The 15,896-nt window shown below is 71.9% G+C and carries 12 protein-coding genes; 10 read left to right on the top strand and 2 right to left on the bottom strand.

Annotated elements, in window-relative coordinates; genetic code table 11:
- Positions 1 to 657: 657 nt before the first annotated feature.
- Positions 658 to 2,226, top strand: coding sequence for an MFS transporter (locus E1211_RS22065; RefSeq protein WP_132350912.1), 1,569 nt, complete (start codon positions 658 to 660; stop codon positions 2,224 to 2,226).
- 11 nt (positions 2,227 to 2,237) lie between these two features.
- Positions 2,238 to 2,846 carry a TetR/AcrR family transcriptional regulator gene (locus E1211_RS22060; RefSeq protein ID WP_132350911.1) on the top strand — a complete coding sequence of 203 codons (609 nt, stop codon included), beginning with the start codon at positions 2,238 to 2,240 and terminating at the stop codon, positions 2,844 to 2,846.
- 155 nt (positions 2,847 to 3,001) lie between these two features.
- Here E1211_RS22060 and E1211_RS22055 read toward each other — a convergent pair whose 3' ends face one another.
- Positions 3,002 to 4,921, bottom strand: a complete 1,920-nt coding sequence (locus E1211_RS22055; protein WP_132350915.1) for a helix-turn-helix domain-containing protein — start codon at positions 4,919 to 4,921, stop codon at positions 3,002 to 3,004.
- 14 nt (positions 4,922 to 4,935) lie between these two features.
- Entirely contained in the window at positions 4,936 to 5,718 is a 783-nt protein-coding gene (locus E1211_RS22050) for a 3-hydroxybutyrate dehydrogenase (protein ID WP_132350910.1), read from the bottom strand.
- 337 nt (positions 5,719 to 6,055) lie between these two features.
- On the opposite strand from E1211_RS22050, the gene ruvC reads away from it, so the two are divergent.
- The 8 genes from ruvC (at position 6,056) to E1211_RS22010 (ending at position 15,391) form a co-directional block, all read left to right on the top strand.
- Positions 6,056 to 6,583 (top strand): crossover junction endodeoxyribonuclease RuvC, encoded by a 528-nt coding sequence (gene ruvC / locus E1211_RS22045; protein ID WP_132350909.1) that lies wholly within the window; start codon positions 6,056 to 6,058, stop codon positions 6,581 to 6,583.
- A complete protein-coding gene (ruvA, locus tag E1211_RS22040; RefSeq protein ID WP_132350908.1) occupies positions 6,580 to 7,182 on the top strand; it encodes a Holliday junction branch migration protein RuvA in 603 nt (200 codons plus the stop codon). Before ruvC ends, ruvA begins: the two co-directional genes overlap by 4 nt.
- Entirely contained in the window at positions 7,179 to 8,243 is a 1,065-nt protein-coding gene (gene ruvB, locus E1211_RS22035; protein ID WP_132350907.1) for a Holliday junction branch migration DNA helicase RuvB, read from the top strand. Before ruvA ends, ruvB begins: the two co-directional genes overlap by 4 nt.
- Positions 8,244 to 8,379: 136 nt before the next feature.
- Positions 8,380 to 8,718 carry a preprotein translocase subunit YajC gene (gene yajC, locus E1211_RS22030; protein ID WP_132350906.1) on the top strand — a complete coding sequence of 113 codons (339 nt, stop codon included), beginning with the start codon at positions 8,380 to 8,382 and terminating at the stop codon, positions 8,716 to 8,718.
- A gap of 244 nt (positions 8,719 to 8,962) precedes the next feature.
- Complete coding sequence (secD, locus tag E1211_RS22025) at positions 8,963 to 10,885, top strand: protein translocase subunit SecD (protein WP_207915469.1); 1,923 nt, start codon at positions 8,963 to 8,965, stop codon at positions 10,883 to 10,885.
- A gap of 1 nt (position 10,886) precedes the next feature.
- Positions 10,887 to 12,071, top strand: a complete 1,185-nt coding sequence (gene secF / locus E1211_RS22020) for a protein translocase subunit SecF (protein WP_132350905.1) — start codon at positions 10,887 to 10,889, stop codon at positions 12,069 to 12,071.
- A gap of 107 nt (positions 12,072 to 12,178) precedes the next feature.
- Entirely contained in the window at positions 12,179 to 12,745 is a 567-nt protein-coding gene (locus E1211_RS22015) for an adenine phosphoribosyltransferase (protein ID WP_132350904.1), read from the top strand.
- Between the two features lie 192 nt (positions 12,746 to 12,937).
- On the top strand, positions 12,938 to 15,391 hold the full coding sequence (locus E1211_RS22010; RefSeq protein WP_132350913.1) for a bifunctional (p)ppGpp synthetase/guanosine-3',5'-bis(diphosphate) 3'-pyrophosphohydrolase: 2,454 nt from the start codon (positions 12,938 to 12,940) through the stop codon (positions 15,389 to 15,391).
- Positions 15,392 to 15,896: the final 505 nt, after the last annotated feature.

Below are 15,896 nucleotides of genomic sequence, written 5' to 3'. Positions count from 1 at the left end.
CGCCGGGACCGTGCTCAACGGTCGACCGCCCGCCATCATTCCCGGCGACCAGCTCCGGGGGGCATGGTGACCATGGCCCGCTGCGACCCGGTGGGTCGTGCGGCGGGACCCGATACAACGACCGGCGGGCCACCGTCATTCCCGGCGGCGGGGCATGGCGGCCCGGCCATGGGCGGGCTGTCCGGGTCGTACCGGATTATGCGGTACGCCCGACGCCACGCGAAGCCAACGGGCCGCGGGGCGGGTCATCTACCGGGGACGGCGGGCTGCTACCTCGGCCGTCGGGGATGTTCAACGCCCGCGACCCGGCCACGATTCCGGCCTGAGGATGCCACCGGTCACACCCCCAAAATCGACTCGGGGTCCTTGACGTCGGGGCATCACGCGGACGGGACACCCCGACATCAAGGAAACCGAGTCGATCACCGGTAGCCGTGGGTGATCGGCGTGAGATGTCCGTTTGCGGTCCTGGCTGGGGCGGGCGGTGGCGTTCCGGGGTCGAGGGTTGTCGGATCGGAACTCCGGTGCGGGCCGTGACGGGGGACACTAACGATACGGATCGGTTCCGTATCGTTAATCGACGTCGTAGGCTGACGGACGTTTCGAGTATGGCCCGTATCGTATTTGTGCGGGAACGAACCGGGGGGAATCACGGACATGGAGATCCGCGACAACACAGGCCACCCGAGGAGGTGGGCGATCCTGGGAGTGCTGGTGATCAGCCTCCTCGTGGTGGTCCTCGACAACACCATCCTCAACGTCGCGCTGCGTACGCTCGCCGACCCGGTGCACGGGTTGGGCGCCAGCCAGGGTGAGCTGGAGTGGGCGATCAACTCGTACACTCTGGTCTTCGCCGGCCTGCTCTTCACCTTCGGCGTCCTCGGGGACCGCGCCGGACGCAAGCGCTTCCTGCTGATCGGGCTGGTGCTCTTCGGTCTGTCGTCGCTGGCGTCGGCGTACGCGCAGAGCCCGGGACAGTTGGTGGCCGCCCGCGCCCTGATGGGGATCGGCGGCGCGGCGATCATGCCGGCGACGCTCTCGATCATCTCGAACGTCTTCGACCCGCGGGAGCGGGGCCGGGCCATCGGCGTCTGGGCCGGTGCCGTCGGTCTGGCCGTGGCGATCGGCCCGGTTCTCGGCGGAGCGCTGCTGGAGAACTTCTGGTGGGGCTCGGTCTTCCTGATCAACGTGCCGGTCATCGTGGCCGGGGTGGTCCTCGTCGCGCTCCTGGTGCCCGAGTCGCGGGACCCGAAGCCGGGGCGGATCGACGTCTTCGGTGTGCTGCTGTCGGTGGTCGGTCTGGTCGCGTTGACGTACGGCATCATCGACGGCGGCGAGCACGGCTTCGGCCGGCCGCTGGTGTGGGTGGCGATCCTGGGCGGCCTGGCGGTGCTCGGCTGGTTCATCGCGGTCGAGCGGCGCAGCAGCCACCCGTCGCTGGACGTCCGGCTGTTCAAGGTGCCGCAGTTCGCGGCGCCGGTCGCCATCATCGGCCTGATCTTCTTCGCCGCGATGGGCGTGATGTTCTTCGGCTCGTTCTACCTCCAGCTGGTACGCGACTACACCCCGCTGGAGACCGGCCTGCTCTTCCTGCCCTTCGCCGGCGCTCAGCTGATCTTCGCTCCGCGTAGCGCGGCGATGGTCCGCCGGTACGGCGGCAAGGCGGTCGCGGTGGTCGGTCTGACGCTGACGGTGATCTCGCTGGCGGCGTTCGCCTTCATCGACGCGAAGACCCCGATCTGGATCGTGCTGATCTTCTACTTCATCCAGGGCGTCGGGATGGCAAACATCATGCCGCCCGCCACCGAGTCGATCATGTCGTCGCTGCCCCGGGAGAAGGCCGGTGTGGGTTCGGCGATCAGCAACACGATCCGGCAGGTGGGTGGCGCGCTCGGCGTGGCGGTGCTGGGCTCGGTGCTGTCGGCCGTCTACCGCGGCGACGTCGAGCCGGCCCTGACCGGGCTGCCGGCCCAGGCCCGGGACGCCGCGACGGAGTCGATCTCCGGGGCGTACGCGGCGGCGGGGCAGCTCGGGCCGGTGGCGCCGAAGGTGCTGGCCGCGGCGAACGACTCCTTCATCACCGCGATGCACTGGGCGGCGGCACTCTCCGCGCTGATCGCCGCGCTCGGCATCGTCGTCGCCCTGCGCTGGCTGCCGGGTCGGTCGGCCTCGGCCCCGGTTCGGGAGGTCACCACCACCGAACCGGAGTTGGCCGGCACCGCATAGGGTCGGCGACAATGTCCGACATGACGTCGCAAGCCGATGCTCCGCGGTCGCCCGGGCGACCGCGGAGCACCCGCGCCGACGAGGCGATCATCGAGGCCACCCTCGACCTGCTCGCCGAAGGTGCCAAGATCGAAACGCTCTCGATCGAGGCGATCGCCAGCCGCGCGGGCGTGGGGAAGGCGACGATCTACCGCCGCTGGTCGGGCAAGGACGCGCTGCTGCGCGACGCCCTGGTCAATCTCAAGGGCACCCCGCCGACGCCGATCGGCCGCTCGGTCCGGGAGGACCTCGTGCTGCTGCTCGGAGTCGTCGGTCGCAACACCGATCCGCGGAGCGAGAAGATCATGTCCTGCCTGCTGCCCGAGGTGAACCGCAACCAGGACCGCTACGAGCTCTACCAGGGCATCGTCGAGCCGCGGCGGGCCCGGCTGCGTGAGGTGCTGGAGCGCGGCATCCGTACCGGCGAACTCCGCGCCGACCTCGACGTCGAGCTGGCGATGGCGCTGTTGACCGGGCCGATGCTGATCCAGCGGGTGCTGCGCTGGCATCCCGAGCTGGACGACGACGCGCTGCCGGAGCGGGTGGTCGACGGAGTGCTGGAGGGCATCCGGGCCCGCTGAACCGCGACGACGGCCACGCCGGTGGCTCGGGGATCGACGACGGCGCGGCAGTCGCGGGGGACCGACGTGGCCACGCCAGTCGCGGGGGAATCGACCACGGCAGGCCCGCGGCCGGCGGACGCAGGTGCGCCGGCCGCGGGCGCGGTGCGCATGGCTCAGCCGGCGGGGGAGCGCAGCCGGTGCAGGCGGAGCGCGAGCTGCACCTCCAACGCCCGGTCGGGCCGCTGCCAGTCCGCGCCGAGCAGCTGCCCGACCCGCTCCAACCGCTGGGTCACCGTGTTCACGTGCACGTGCAGCTGCTCGGCGGCGCGGGCCAGGCTGCCACCCACCCCGAAGTACGCCTCCAGCGTCCGGACCAGCGCCGTGCCGCGCCGCGCGTCGTAGTCGACCACCGGACCCACAGTCGTGGTGAGGAAGCCCTCCACGTCCCGGTCGCCACCGTCGCCGACCGCGCCCAACAGCAGGCCGACGAAGCCCAACTCCGCCGTGCTCGCACCCTGACCGGCCCGACCGAGCGCGCCGAGCGCCGTGAGGCAGCGGTCGGCCTCGCGGAACGCGGCGGCCAGCGCCGCCGGTCCGGTGGTCGGGCCGCTCGCCCCGGCCGTGATCGGCCGGCCGGTCACCCGGGAAAGGTCGCGGGCCACCGCCCGGGCCGCGCCGCCGGCGTCCTGGCCGGGCAGCATCAGCACCACCCGGCCGTCGCGCGCCGCGGCCAGGCCGCCGCGGGTCGAGGCGTACGTGGTGGCCCAGGAGAGCACCCGCTGCCGCGCCGAGCCGGTGGCGGCGATCGCGTCGTCGCCCACCGCCACGAGCACGTGCGGCGCGTCCAGGTCCACGTTGAGCCGGTGGGCGCGGCCGCGCAGGGCGTCGGTGTCCCGCAGTGGGCGGGCGATCAGATCGTCGAGCAGCTCGCCGCGGACCCGCCCCTCCGCCTCGGCGGCGGTACGCCGGAACAGCAGCAACAGCGCGGTCACCAGCGCCGCCCGCTCCAGGATCCGCTGGTCGGCGTCGACCAGCTCCTCGTCGGGGCGCAGCACCAGCGCACCCAGGTTCTCCGCCCCGGCGACCACGGCGGCGTACCAGAGCGACCCCCGGCGTACGCTGCGCCCCTCCGTGCGGGACGCGGCCACGGCCTCCACGATGTCCGCCCGCTCGGGCTCGTCGATCTCGCCGACCCGGGCCAGCAGCCGCCCCTCCGCGTCCAGCGCCAGCAGCGCCCCGCCGAGCACCTCCGTCACGGCCGCCGCGACATCCTCCACGCCGCCGCCGCGCAGCACCAGCGCGGTCATCCGGTCGTGCGCGGCCGCCGCCCGCTCCACGGAACTGCTGTGCGCCCGGATGGTGGTGTTCGCCGCCGACAGCTCGGCCAGCGCCGAGCGCGTCTCGGTGAGCAGCCGGGCGGTGTCGATCGCCACCGCCGCGTGCGCCGCCAGTGACACCAGCAGGGCGACCTCCTCCCGGGCGAACGGCCGGGCCGAGCGGTTGGCCGAGTAGAGCACACCGATCGAGGTCGAGCCGAGCCGCAGCGGCACGCCGAGGATGGCGACCAGCCCCTCCTCGCGTACGCCGGCGTCGATCTCACCGGTGTGGTGGAAGCGCTCGTCCTCGGCGTAGTTCGCGGTGACGTACGGCGCGCCGGACTGGGCCACCAGCCCGCCGAGGCCGGCGCCCATCGGCAGCCGCAGCCGCTGGAACCGGGCGGAGACCGAGCCGTCGGTGACCCGCATGTAGGTGTCGCCGCGCTCGTCGTCGTTGAGGGTCATGTACGCGACGTCGGCGCCGAGCAGGTTCCGCGCCCGGTGCACGATGGCGCGCAGCACGTCGTCCAGGTCGCGCAGGCCGGCCAGGTCGCTGGCCGTGTCGTACAGGCCGGAGAGCTCGGTCTCGCGACGACGGCGGCGCTCCAGCAGCGCGCGCACCCGCAGCGCGACAGTCTTCGCCTGCTCCAGCTCGGCGAGCTGGTCGGCGGGGAGACCGGCGGCGCGCGCCGCCACCAGCGGACCCTCGAACTCGACAGCGGCCGCCTCCCGGGCGAGCAGTTCGAGGAACTCCACCGGCGAGGACATGACGCCCATTGTGCTGCGCACCACTAGTTCGCCGTCCAGCCCCCGTCGAGGGCGATCGACGCGCCGGTGATGAAGGCCGCGGGCGCGGTGCAGAGGTACGCGACCAGTTCGGCCACCTCCTCCGGCTCGATCAGCCGCTTGATCGCCGCGCGGGCCAGCATGATCTTCTCGATCACCTCGGACTCGGGGATGCCGTGGGTCGCCGCCTGGTCGGCGATCTGGCTCTCCACCAGCGCGGTGCGTACGTACGCCGGGTTGATGCAGTTGGCGGTGACCCCGTGCGCGGCGCCCTCCAGCGCGACCACTTTCGACAGCCCCTCCAGGGCGTGCTTGGCGGAGACGTACGCGGCCTTGTACGGCGAGGCCCGCAGGCCGTGCACGGAGGAGATGTTGATGACCCGTCCCCAACCACGGGCGTACATGTGCGGCAGGGCCCGCCGGATGATCAGGAACGGCGCCTCCACCATGACCCGGTGCAGGTACGCGAAGCGCTCCGCGGGGAAGTCCGGCACCGGGGCGACGTGCTGCAGTCCGGCGTTGTTCAGCACGATGTCCACGTCCGTGTCGAGCCGGTCGACCGCCTCGGCGTCCGCCAGGTCGATGCCCTCGGCCCGGCCGCCCGCCTCCGCGGCCACCGCCTTCGCGGCCTCCACGTTGCGGTCCACCACCAGCACGGCCGCTCCGGCCGCCGCCAACCGGAGGGCGCAGGCCCGGCCGATGCCGCTGCCGCCCCCGGTGACCAGGGCGGTCCGACCGGTCAGGTCGACGTTCACGACGTGGGGGACCGCCACGGGTTCTGCCGTCATGGCGCACAAAGTTACGAGCTGTGTGGTCGGGCGCACATGGGGCAGCGACACATACTCGGTCCCCAAGGTGTGTGGGGAGCAGGCGCACCCGGCCGCGGCGCGCGCAAAGGCGCACCTCGTGATCGACTCGAGGTCCTTGATGTCGGGCTGTCCGCGCGGCCAGGACGCCGCGACATGCGGGGAGCCCGAGTCGATCAACGACTCGGCCTGCCGGCGGCGTCCTCCGGCGCGTGACGGGGGCGACGCCAGATGCCGGCGTGTCCGGTGGGACGGCGGTGACCGGGCCTCGGTAGGGTGTCGAACACACGTACTGCTGGCGGCTGGGGGAGGAGGCGGCGTGCGGGTGCTCGGCGTCGACCCGGGGCTGACCCGGTGCGGGGTGGGCGTGGTCGAGGGTGTGCCGGGCCGGCCCTGCACCCTCGTCGCCTACTACGTGGTCTACACGGACCCGGCCGACGACCTGCCGGTGCGCCTGCTGCACCTGGACCGCTCACTGACCGACCTGGTGGCCGAGCACCGGCCGGAGAGCGTGGCGGTGGAGCGGGTGTTCAGCCAGCACAACGTCCGCACCGTGATGGGCACCGCCCAGGCCAGCGGGATCGCCGTACTCGCCGGGGCGCGCGCCGGGCTGCCCGTGCAGACGTACACGCCGAGCGAGGTGAAGGCGGCCGTGACCGGGTCCGGCCAGGCCGACAAGGCGCAGATCACCGCCATGGTCACCCGGCTGCTGCGGCTGCCCGAGCCGCCCCGGCCGGCCGACGCCGCCGACGCGCTGGCGCTGGCCATCTGCCACATCTGGCGTGGTGGCACGCGCTCGAAGCTGGCCGCCGCGGCCGACCGGGTCAGACGAGGAGGAGTCAGATGATCGCCAGCGTGCGCGGCGTGGTGACCGCGACCGGGCCCGACCAGGCCGTCATCGAGGTCGGCGGCGTGGGGCTGGCGGTGCACTGCGCGCCGGCCACCCTGGCCGAGCTGCGGGTCGGTGAGCAGACCCGGCTGGCCACCAGCCTGGTCGTCCGGGAGGACTCACTCACTCTCTACGGATTCGCCGACGACGACGCCAAGCAGCTCTTCGAACTGCTGCAGACCGCCAGCGGGGTCGGGCCCCGGCTGGCCCAGGCGGTACTCGCCGTGCACACCCCCGACGCCGTCCGCAAGGCGATCGCCAACGCCGACACGGCGGCCCTGACCCGGGTGCCCGGCATCGGCAAGAAGGGCGCCGAGCGGCTCGTGCTGGAGCTGCGCGACCGGATCGGCCCGGTGCCGGTGGGCGTGGACGGTGCGGCCGGGGTCACCGGCGGCGCCTGGCCCGAGCAGGTGCGCCAGGCGCTCGTCGGGCTCGGCTGGACGGCCGCGCAGGCCGACCAGGCCGTCGCGGCGGTCACCGAGACGATCGACGGTCCGACCCCGCCCGTGCCGGTCCTGCTCAAGCAGGCCATCCGGCTGCTGGGCCGCACCCGATGACGGGCGACGGCCTGGTCTCGGCCTACGTCAACGAGGCGGAGCTCGACGCCGAGGCCAGCGTCCGGCCGAAGCGGCTGGCGGAGTTCATCGCCCAGCATCGGGTCCGCGACCAGCTCGATCTGCTGCTCAAGGGCGCGATGCGGCGCGGCAGCCCGCCGGACCACATCCTCTTGTCAGGACCGCCTGGCTTAGGTAAGACCACGTTGGCCAACATCGTCGCCGCCGAGCTCGGCTCGGGCATCCGGGTCACCAGCGGCCCCGCGATCGAGCGCTCCGGCGACCTGGCGGCGATCCTCACCAGCCTCGCCGAGGGCGACGTGCTCTTCATCGACGAGATCCACCGGATCGCGAAGCCGGCCGAGGAGCTGCTCTACAGCGCCATGGAGGACTTCCGGGTCGACGTGGTGGTCGGCAAGGGGCCGGGAGCCACCGCCATCCCGCTCGACGTCGAGCCGTTCACGCTGGTCGGCGCGACCACCCGGTCCGGCCTGCTGACCGGCCCGATGCGGGACCGGTTCGGCTTCGTCGCGCATCTCGACTTCTACTCCCCGGCCGACCTGGAGGCGTTGCTGCACCGTTCGGCGCGGATCCTCGGCGTGCCGATCACCGACGACGGCGCCGCCGAGATCGCCGGACGATCCCGGGGGACGCCCCGGATCGCCAACCGGCTGCTGCGCCGGGTGCGGGACTTCGCCGAGGTACGCGCCGACGGCGTGGTCAACCTGGAGACCGCCCGGGCGGCCCTGACGGTGTACGACGTGGACGCGCTCGGCCTGGACCGGCTCGACCGGGCGGTGCTCTCCGCGTTGGTCGACTCGTTCCGGGGCGGCCCGGTCGGCCTCTCCACGTTGGCCGTGGCGGTGGGGGAGCAGCCGGACACGGTCGAGGAGGTCTGCGAGCCGTTCCTGGTCAGGGCCGGTCTGCTGGCCCGTACGCCCCGGGGCCGGGTGGCCACCGAAGCCGCCTGGCACCATCTGGGCCGCACACCACCGAATGGTACATTTGGTGCCGATACCCCTCCCGTGCCCGATCTGTTCTCGACCGCGCCCGATCAGCCGTGATCCGAACGTGATCTGTGCCGCATTCGGCGTTCCCAGGTGCAGGGATTAGACTCGCCGCGGTCTGTACAGGATGTGAGAATCCGCTTCCGCTCCGGCGTTCGTGCCCGGTGTGGGGGCCAATGGGAAGGTCAACATCGTGCATTACGCACAATCGGCAGGCGGATCCGGCAGTCTGATGCCGATCCTGATGATCGTTCTGCTCTTCGGCGTCATGTACTTCATGATGATCCGTCCGCAGCAGCGGCGCCGTAAGGAAGCCGAGTCGATGCAGTCCGCGCTCTCCGCGGGCGACGAGGTGGTCACCATCGGCGGGCTCTACGGCACGGTCACCGGGGTCGACGACGAGACGGTCCTGCTCGAGGTCGCCCCCGGCGTGCAGACCCGGTACGCCCGGCCGGCCATCGCCCGGGTGGTCACCCGGGCCGAGCTCCCGGCCACGCCGGCCACCGAGGACGCGGACACGGTCAAGGAGTGAGCCGCCCCTCGTCCAGGGCGGCTGGGCCGCCCGGGCGGGGCCAGCGAATCACGACGTGATAACTGGATAGTCGGGTCGACGCCGGGCGTCGGCACGGCTCCGGACCGGTCGGCGCTTCTCGCCGTCCACCGGAGCGGTGTCGTGTGTCCTGTAGGCGGCCCGGGTGGACCCGTCGGCCGGCGACCCCGGCCGACCCCGTCGCCGCCGTGTGGCGGCGCGACCGTTACAGGGAGACAGGACAGCCGTGGCACCACCTCAGGGACAGATGCGCCCCGGCCGGCAGTTGGCCGTGCTGGCGGGCATCTTCGTGGTCCTCTATCTTCTGGTGTTCTTCGCGGGAGGCGCCAAGGGCAGCTTCATGGACCGGCTCGAGCCTCGGCTCGGTCTGGACCTGATCGGCGGCACCCGGCTGACACTCGAGGCCAAGAACACCGTCGACGGCCGGGCGCCGACGGCGGAGAACCTCGAGGAGGCCCGCCAGATCATCGAGAACCGGGTCAACGCGTTCGGCGTGGCCGAGGCCGAGGTGGTCACCGAGGGCAACCGGAACATCGTGATCTCCCTGCCCGGAGAGAACCGCGACCTGACCAACGTGGGCACCCCGGCCGAGCTGCGCTTCCGCAAGGTGCTCAAGGCGGCCGACGGCAGCGGCGCGGTGGCGGCCCCGGCGCCCACGCCGACTCCGTCCGGCAGCGCCAGCCCGAACCCGTCGGGCAGCGCCTCGCCGTCGGGTGGCGCGTCCCCCTCGACGAGCGCCTCGCCGAAGGTGACCGCCTCGTCCAACGGTGGACAGGGCGGCATGGCGCCCACGCCGAGCACCAGCGCCACCCCCACCCCGTCGGCGTCGGCCTCCCCGAGCGCCTCGCCCTCGGCGAGCGCCAGCGAGGAGCCCGTCCCGGCGAGCGTGGAGGAGCAGCGCAAGGCGGTCGAGCAGAAGGTCGGCGCCGCCGCCTGGGCGGCCGCCAACGGCCTGCAGGGCCCGGCGGACCTCTCCACCGACCCGTCGCTGGCCGACAAGCTGAAGCCGTTCGGCGCGCTGAGCCCGCAGGAGGTCGCCGTCCTGCCGGCTCAGATGCAGTTCAACGTGCCGACGATCAGCTGCGAGCAGCTCGACAAGCGCCCGCCGGCCTCGATCTCCGACCCGAAGCAGCAGGTCGTGGCCTGCGAGGGTGGCGCCGCGAAGTACCTGCTCGACCAGGCCAAGGTCCTCGGCACCGACGTCGAGGACGCCAGCGCCGTCATGGACCAGACCAACGCCTGGGTGGTGAGCCTCAACTTCACCGGCGGCGGCCAGGACAAGTGGACCGGCCTGACCCGCGAGGCGTTCAACAACGACGGGAACGCCTGTGACGCGTCCGCCCTCGGCCAGGACGGCAAGTGCCGGGTCGCCGTGGTGCTGGACAACGAGATCGTCTCCTCGCCCGAGATCCAGGGCGTCCTCACCGGCGACTCGCAGATCACCGGCAGCTTCACCCAGCAGGACGCCAGCACGCTGGCCGGCCAGCTCCGCTACGGCGCGCTGCCGGCGACCTTCGAGCAGCAGGAGCAGCAGAACGTCTCCGCGACCCTGGGCGCCAGCCACCTGCGGGCCGGTCTGCTCGCGGCCGGCATCGGCATGCTGCTGGTCATCATCTACGCGTTCTTCTACTACCGCCTGCTCGGCTCGGTCATCTTCCTGAGCCTGCTCCTCTCCGCGCTGCTGGTCTTCGGCGCGCTGATCGTGCTCGGCCGGACGATCGGCTTCACCCTGACGCTCGCCGGAATCGCCGGCTTCATCGTCTCGCTAGGTGTGGCCGCCGACTCGTTCGTCATCTACTTCGAACGGTTGAAGGACGAGATCCGGGAGGGTCGCAGCCCGCGGAGCGCGGTGCCGCGCGCCTGGGCCCGCGCCCGCCGGACGATCATCTCGGCCAACGCCATCTCCATCCTCGCGGCGGTCGTGCTCTACATCGTGTCGGTCGGCACGGTGAAGGGCTTCGCCTTCGCGCTCGGTCTGGCCACGGTGCTCGACCTGGTCGTCGTGTTCCTCTTCCGGCACCCGATCATGACGATGTTCGCCCGGACGCAGGCGTTCCTGTCGCCGCGGGTCAGCGGCCTCGGCCGCGTCCTGCGGACCGCCGAGACCGAGGGCAACACCACCCGCCCGTCCCGTGTGAAGGAGGCCTGACATGGCCCGCAGCGGTCTGGCCACCCGCCTCTACCGGGGCGAGGCCGGTCTCAACATCATCGGCAAGCGCAAGCTCTGGTTCTCCATCGCCGGGCTGCTGGTGCTCGTCGCGGTGTTCAGCTTCGTCTTTCGGGGTTTCACTCTCGGCATCGAGTTCGAGGGCGGTAACTCCTTCCAGGTGCCGGCGAGTGTCGGCACGCTGAACCAGACCGAGGACCGGGTCGACCAGATTCTCGGGGCGCAGGCCGGCGGCGCCGAGGTGGCGTCGGCCCAGACGGTTGGCGGTGGGGGTGGCGAGTTCTACGAGTTCCGCACCGCGGCGCTGAGCTCGGAGCAGGCCAACTCGGTCAAGGCCGCGATGGCGCAGGAGTTCAACGTCAATCCGGACCAGATCAGCTCCAACCAGGTCAGCGCGGCCTGGGGTGGCCAGTACACCGAGCGCGCGGTTCTCGGTCTGGTCATCTTCATCGCGCTGGTGATGCTCTACCTGATCATCCGGTTCGAGTGGCGGATGGCGGTCGGCGCGGTCTCCTCCCTGCTGCTCAACCTCGTGCTCACGGCGGGCGTCTACTCGCTGGTCGGGTTCGAGGTCACGCCGTCGACGATCATCGGGTTCCTCACCATCCTGGGCTTCGCGCTCTACGACGTCGTCGTGGTCTTCGACAAGGTCCAGGAGAACACGCGCGGGATCACGGCGAACAACAACCAGACCTACGGCGAGGCGGCGAACCTCGCGATCAACCAGACCCTGATGCGGTCGATCAACACCAGCCTCGTCGCGCTGCTGCCGGTCGGCGGTCTGCTCTTCATCGGTGTCCCGCTCGGCGCGGTCACCCTGCAGGACCTCGGTCTGGTGCTCTTCGTCGGTATGCTCGTCGCGGTCTGCTCCTCGGTCTTCTTCGCCACTCCGGTGCTGAGCACGCTGAAGGACTTCGAGCCGCGGATCCAGGCGCACAACAAGCGCGTCCTGGCCCGGCGGGGCGCGATCGCCCGCGGCGAGCTGACCCCGAAGGGCGCGCCGCGCCCGGCGGGCCGGGGCGAGCCCACCGAGGCGGAGGCGGCCGCGCTGGCCGGCGCCGCACCGAAGGTGGGTGCGCGTCCGGCGGGCAAGCGGCCGACCGGCGCCCGGAGCGGGCGTCCGAGCGGCGGCGGCGGAAACCGGCCGGGCGGCGCGAAGCGGCGCTGACCGGCCCACCGGGGGCGACCCGGTAGGAAGCGACCTGACGGCGTCCTGCATGCTGTGCGAGCAGCAAGCAGGACGCCGTCGTCGTCGGAAGGGATACGGGACCTGTCGTGACGGAGACCCACCACATCGAGGCGCGTGGGGACAGTGGCGCGGAGGCCGCCCGCCTGGTGGCCAGCCGGGTGCTGGACGTGCCGGACTTCCCCAAGCCCGGGATCGTGTTCAAGGACCTGATGCCGCTCTTCGCGGACGGGCCGGTGTTCCGTCAGGTGATCGACGGGATCGTGGCCCACCACGGGCGGGACTCCTTCGACGCCGTGGTCGGCATCGAGGCGCGGGGCTTCGTGGTGGCGGCGGCGATCGCGTACGCGACCGGGGTCGGTGTGGTGCCGGTACGCAAGGCCGGCAAGCTGCCCCGTGCCGCCTACTCGGCCTCGTACGCGCTGGAGTACGGCGAGGCGACCCTCGAGGTGCACCAGGACGCGTTCACGGCCGGGCACCGGGTGCTCGTGGTCGACGACGTGCTCGCCACGGGCGGCACCGCGGCGGCGACCCTCGACCTGGTCGAGCGGGCCGGCGGCACGGTCGCCGGCTTCACCGTCCTGCTGGAGTTGTCCTTCCTGGGCGGCCGGCAGCGGCTCGCCCCGCGTCCGGTCCATGCCCTGCTGACCGTTTGAGGCGGCAGCCCCCGGACGGGCGCGGCGCGGCCCGCGCGACGGGAGCGGCACGACACCGTCTGTGCGAGTAGCATTGCCCTTTGCTGACGCCGACGGTGATCCGTCCGGCGCTACGCGACCAGGCCGACCGTACGGTCGGCGTGATCCCGGCGAGCGGTGAGGAGGCCGGTGTCCCACGATGTCGTCCCTCCGATGGAGGGCACGGTGCACCCGACAGGCGACGCGGACGGCTCGGTTGCCGGCCGCAACGGTGACGCGACGGCCCGGGTGACGAGTTCCGGCACCGGCGCGGCCGGCCCCGACGCGGGGCCGGGCGCGGCCCGTCCCGACGTCCTGGGGGCGGTGCGGGCCGACGGGGAGCCGGTGCCGAGTGCCGGGTTCGCGCTGGCCAGCGCGCCGACCGGGCGTCGGGTGCGGGCACGGTTGGCCCGGTTCAACGCACCCTGGCAGACCTCCCAGGTCAGCGAGGTGCTCGAACCGCTCATCGCGATGCATCGGGAGAACCACCCGAAGGCCGACGCCCGCCTGCTCCAGCGCGCCTTCGACACCGCGGCCCGCTGGCACTCCGGGCAGTACCGCAAGTCCGGCGACCCCTACATCACCCACCCGCTGGCGGTCTCCACGATCCTGGCCAACCTGGGGATGGACACGACCACGCTGGTCGCCGCGCTGCTGCACGACACGATCGAGGACACCGAGTACACGCTCGACCAGATGCGCGCCGACTTCGGCGGCGAGGTCGCGCTGCTGGTGGACGGCGTCACCAAGCTCGACAAGGTCAAGCTGGGTGACGCGGCGAAGGCCGAGACGATCCGCAAGATGGTCGTCGCGATGGCCAAGGACCCGCGCGTCCTGGTGATCAAGCTGGCCGACCGGCTGCACAACATGCGCACGCTGACCTTCCTGCCCCGCCCGAAGCAGGAGCAGAAGGCGAAGGAGACGCTGGAGATCCTCGCCCCGCTGGCCCACCGGCTGGGTATGAACACGATCAAGTGGGAGCTTGAGGATCTGGCCTTCGGCACGCTCTTCCCGAAGCGGTTCGAGGAGATCAACCGGCTGATCGGGGAGCACCAGCCGCAGCGGGAGGCGCTGCTGCGCCAGGTCACCCGGAAGGTCTCGACCGACCTGAAGGCCGCCAAGATCAAGGCGGAGACGACCGGCCGGCCGAAGCACCTCTACTCGATCTACCAGAAGATGATCGTGCGGGGTCGCGACTTCAACGACATCTACGACCTGGTGGGCGTGCGGATCCTGGTCGACACGGTGCGCGACTGCTACGCGGCCCTGGGCGTCATCCACGCGAACTGGCAGCCGGTGCCGGGCCGGTTCAAGGACTACATCGCGATGCCCAAGTTCAACATGTACCAGTCGCTGCACACGACGGTCATCGGGCCCACCGGCAAGCCGGTGGAGATGCAGATCCGCACCTACGCGATGCACCGCACCGCCGAGTTCGGCATCGCCGCGCACTGGAAGTACAAGGAGCACAAGGGCGTCCCGGTGGTCGGCCCGCCGGCGCACATCGACGAGATGACCTGGCTGCGCCAGCTGCTGGACTGGCAGCGGGAGGCGGCCGACCCGAGCGAGTTCCTCGACGCGCTGCGCTTCGACCTGTCCAGCCAGGAGGTGTACGTCTTCACCCCGAAGGGTGACGTCATCCCGCTGCCGACCGGGTCGACGCCCGTGGACTTCGCGTACGCGGTGCACACCGAGGTCGGGCACAAGTGCATCGGGGCGCGGGTCAACGGCAAGCTGGTGCCGCTGGAGTCGACGCTCTCCAACGGCGACGTGATCGAGATCTTCACGTCGAAGTCCGACACGGCCGGCCCGACGCAGGACTGGCTCGGCTTCGTCAAGAGCCCGCGCGCCCGTACGAAGATCCGCCAGTACTTCAACAAGGAGCGCCGCGAGGAGGCGATCGAGGCCGGCAAGGACGCGATCGTCAAGGCGATGCGCAAGCAGGGCATGCCGTTGCAGCGGATGCTCACCTCGGACGCGCTGATGGCGATCGCCCGGGACCTGCACCTGGCCGACGTCGCCTCGCTCTACGCCGCTGTCGGTGACAGCCAGGTCAGCGCCCAGTCCGTCGTGCAGAAGCTGATGGCCTCGTACGGTGGCGAGGAGGGCGCGGCGGAGGACATCGCCGAGACCGCCGTGGCGACCCGTCCGCCGCGTAGCCGCGCGAGCAGCCACGACCCGGGTGTGGTGGTCCGCGGCGTCAGCGACGTCTGGATCAAGCTGGCCCGGTGCTGCACCCCGGTGCCGCCGGACGCGGTCTTCGGCTTCGTCACCCGCTCCGGCGGGGTGAGCGTGCACCGCGACGACTGCGCGAACGCCGAGGACCTGAAGGCCCAGAGCGAGCGGGTGGTCGAGGTCAGCTGGAAGCTCACCTCGGCCTCGACGTTCCTGGTGGCCATCCAGGTCGAGGCGCTGGACCGGCACAAGCTGCTCGCCGACGTCACCCGGGTCCTCTCCGACGAGCGGGTCAACATCCTCTCCGCCACCGTCACCACCACCCGCGATCGGGTGGCGGTGAGCCGGTTCAGCTTCGAGATGGCGGACCCGAAGCACCTCGGCCACCTGCTGGCCACGGTCCGCAAGGTCGACGGGGTCTTCGACGCCTACCGGGTCACCTCCGGCGCCTGACCAGCCCCGCGCTGGACCGTGGTCGGCCTGCCTCGTGCTGAGTCGGTGGGCGCGCGTCGGCCTCGTGCCGGGTCGGTGGGCGCGGCCGGGTCTGTGCTGGGTCGGTGGGCGCGGCCGGGTCTGTGCTGGGTCGGTGGGCGCGGCCGGGTCTGTGCTGGGTCGGTGGGCGCGGGCCTGCCTTGTGCTGGGTCGGGCCCTGTGCCAGGTCGGTGAACGCGGCCAGGCCTCGTGCTCGGTCGGTGGGCGCGGCCAGTCTCGTGCCGGGCCGGTGGGGGCGCGTGCGGCTGGCGGGTCTTCGGTGGCCCCGCGATGGGTCGGCGAGGGCATCCGACCGTGCTACGGGCTGGTGGGAGCGTCTTGCTCGCCGTGGGGCCGGGAGTCACCGTGATCAACTCGACTTCAATGAAATCGGGGTGTCCGTGCGCTCTGGACACCCCGATTTCATGGAACCCGAGTCGATCAAGGCGGCAGCCCGCCAGACCGCCAGCCCCCGGCCTCTAACCCT

The organism is Micromonospora sp. 15K316 (assembly GCF_004348525.1).
Lineage (GTDB): Bacteria > Actinomycetota > Actinomycetes > Mycobacteriales > Micromonosporaceae > Micromonospora.
Note: the sequence above shows the minus strand (reverse complement) of the source record. Positions and strands in the feature narration are given on the sequence as shown.

What these genes read in the sequence shown, in the direction of transcription:
- E1211_RS22065 (WP_132350912.1), top strand. Translation starts at nt 658, where the DNA reads ATGGAGATCCGCGACAACACAGGCCACCCGAGGAGGTGGGCGATCCTG.
- E1211_RS22060 (WP_132350911.1), top strand. Translation starts at nt 2,238, where the DNA reads ATGTCCGACATGACGTCGCAAGCCGATGCTCCGCGGTCGCCCGGGCGA.
- E1211_RS22055 (WP_132350915.1), bottom strand. Translation starts at nt 4,921, where the DNA reads ATGGGCGTCATGTCCTCGCCGGTGGAGTTCCTCGAACTGCTCGCCCGG.
- E1211_RS22050 (WP_132350910.1), bottom strand. Translation starts at nt 5,718, where the DNA reads ATGACGGCAGAACCCGTGGCGGTCCCCCACGTCGTGAACGTCGACCTG.
- ruvA (WP_132350908.1), top strand. Translation starts at nt 6,580, where the DNA reads ATGATCGCCAGCGTGCGCGGCGTGGTGACCGCGACCGGGCCCGACCAG.
- ruvB (WP_132350907.1), top strand. Translation starts at nt 7,179, where the DNA reads ATGACGGGCGACGGCCTGGTCTCGGCCTACGTCAACGAGGCGGAGCTC.
- secF (WP_132350905.1), top strand. Translation starts at nt 10,887, where the DNA reads ATGGCCCGCAGCGGTCTGGCCACCCGCCTCTACCGGGGCGAGGCCGGT.
- E1211_RS22010 (WP_132350913.1), top strand. Translation starts at nt 12,938, where the DNA reads ATGGAGGGCACGGTGCACCCGACAGGCGACGCGGACGGCTCGGTTGCC.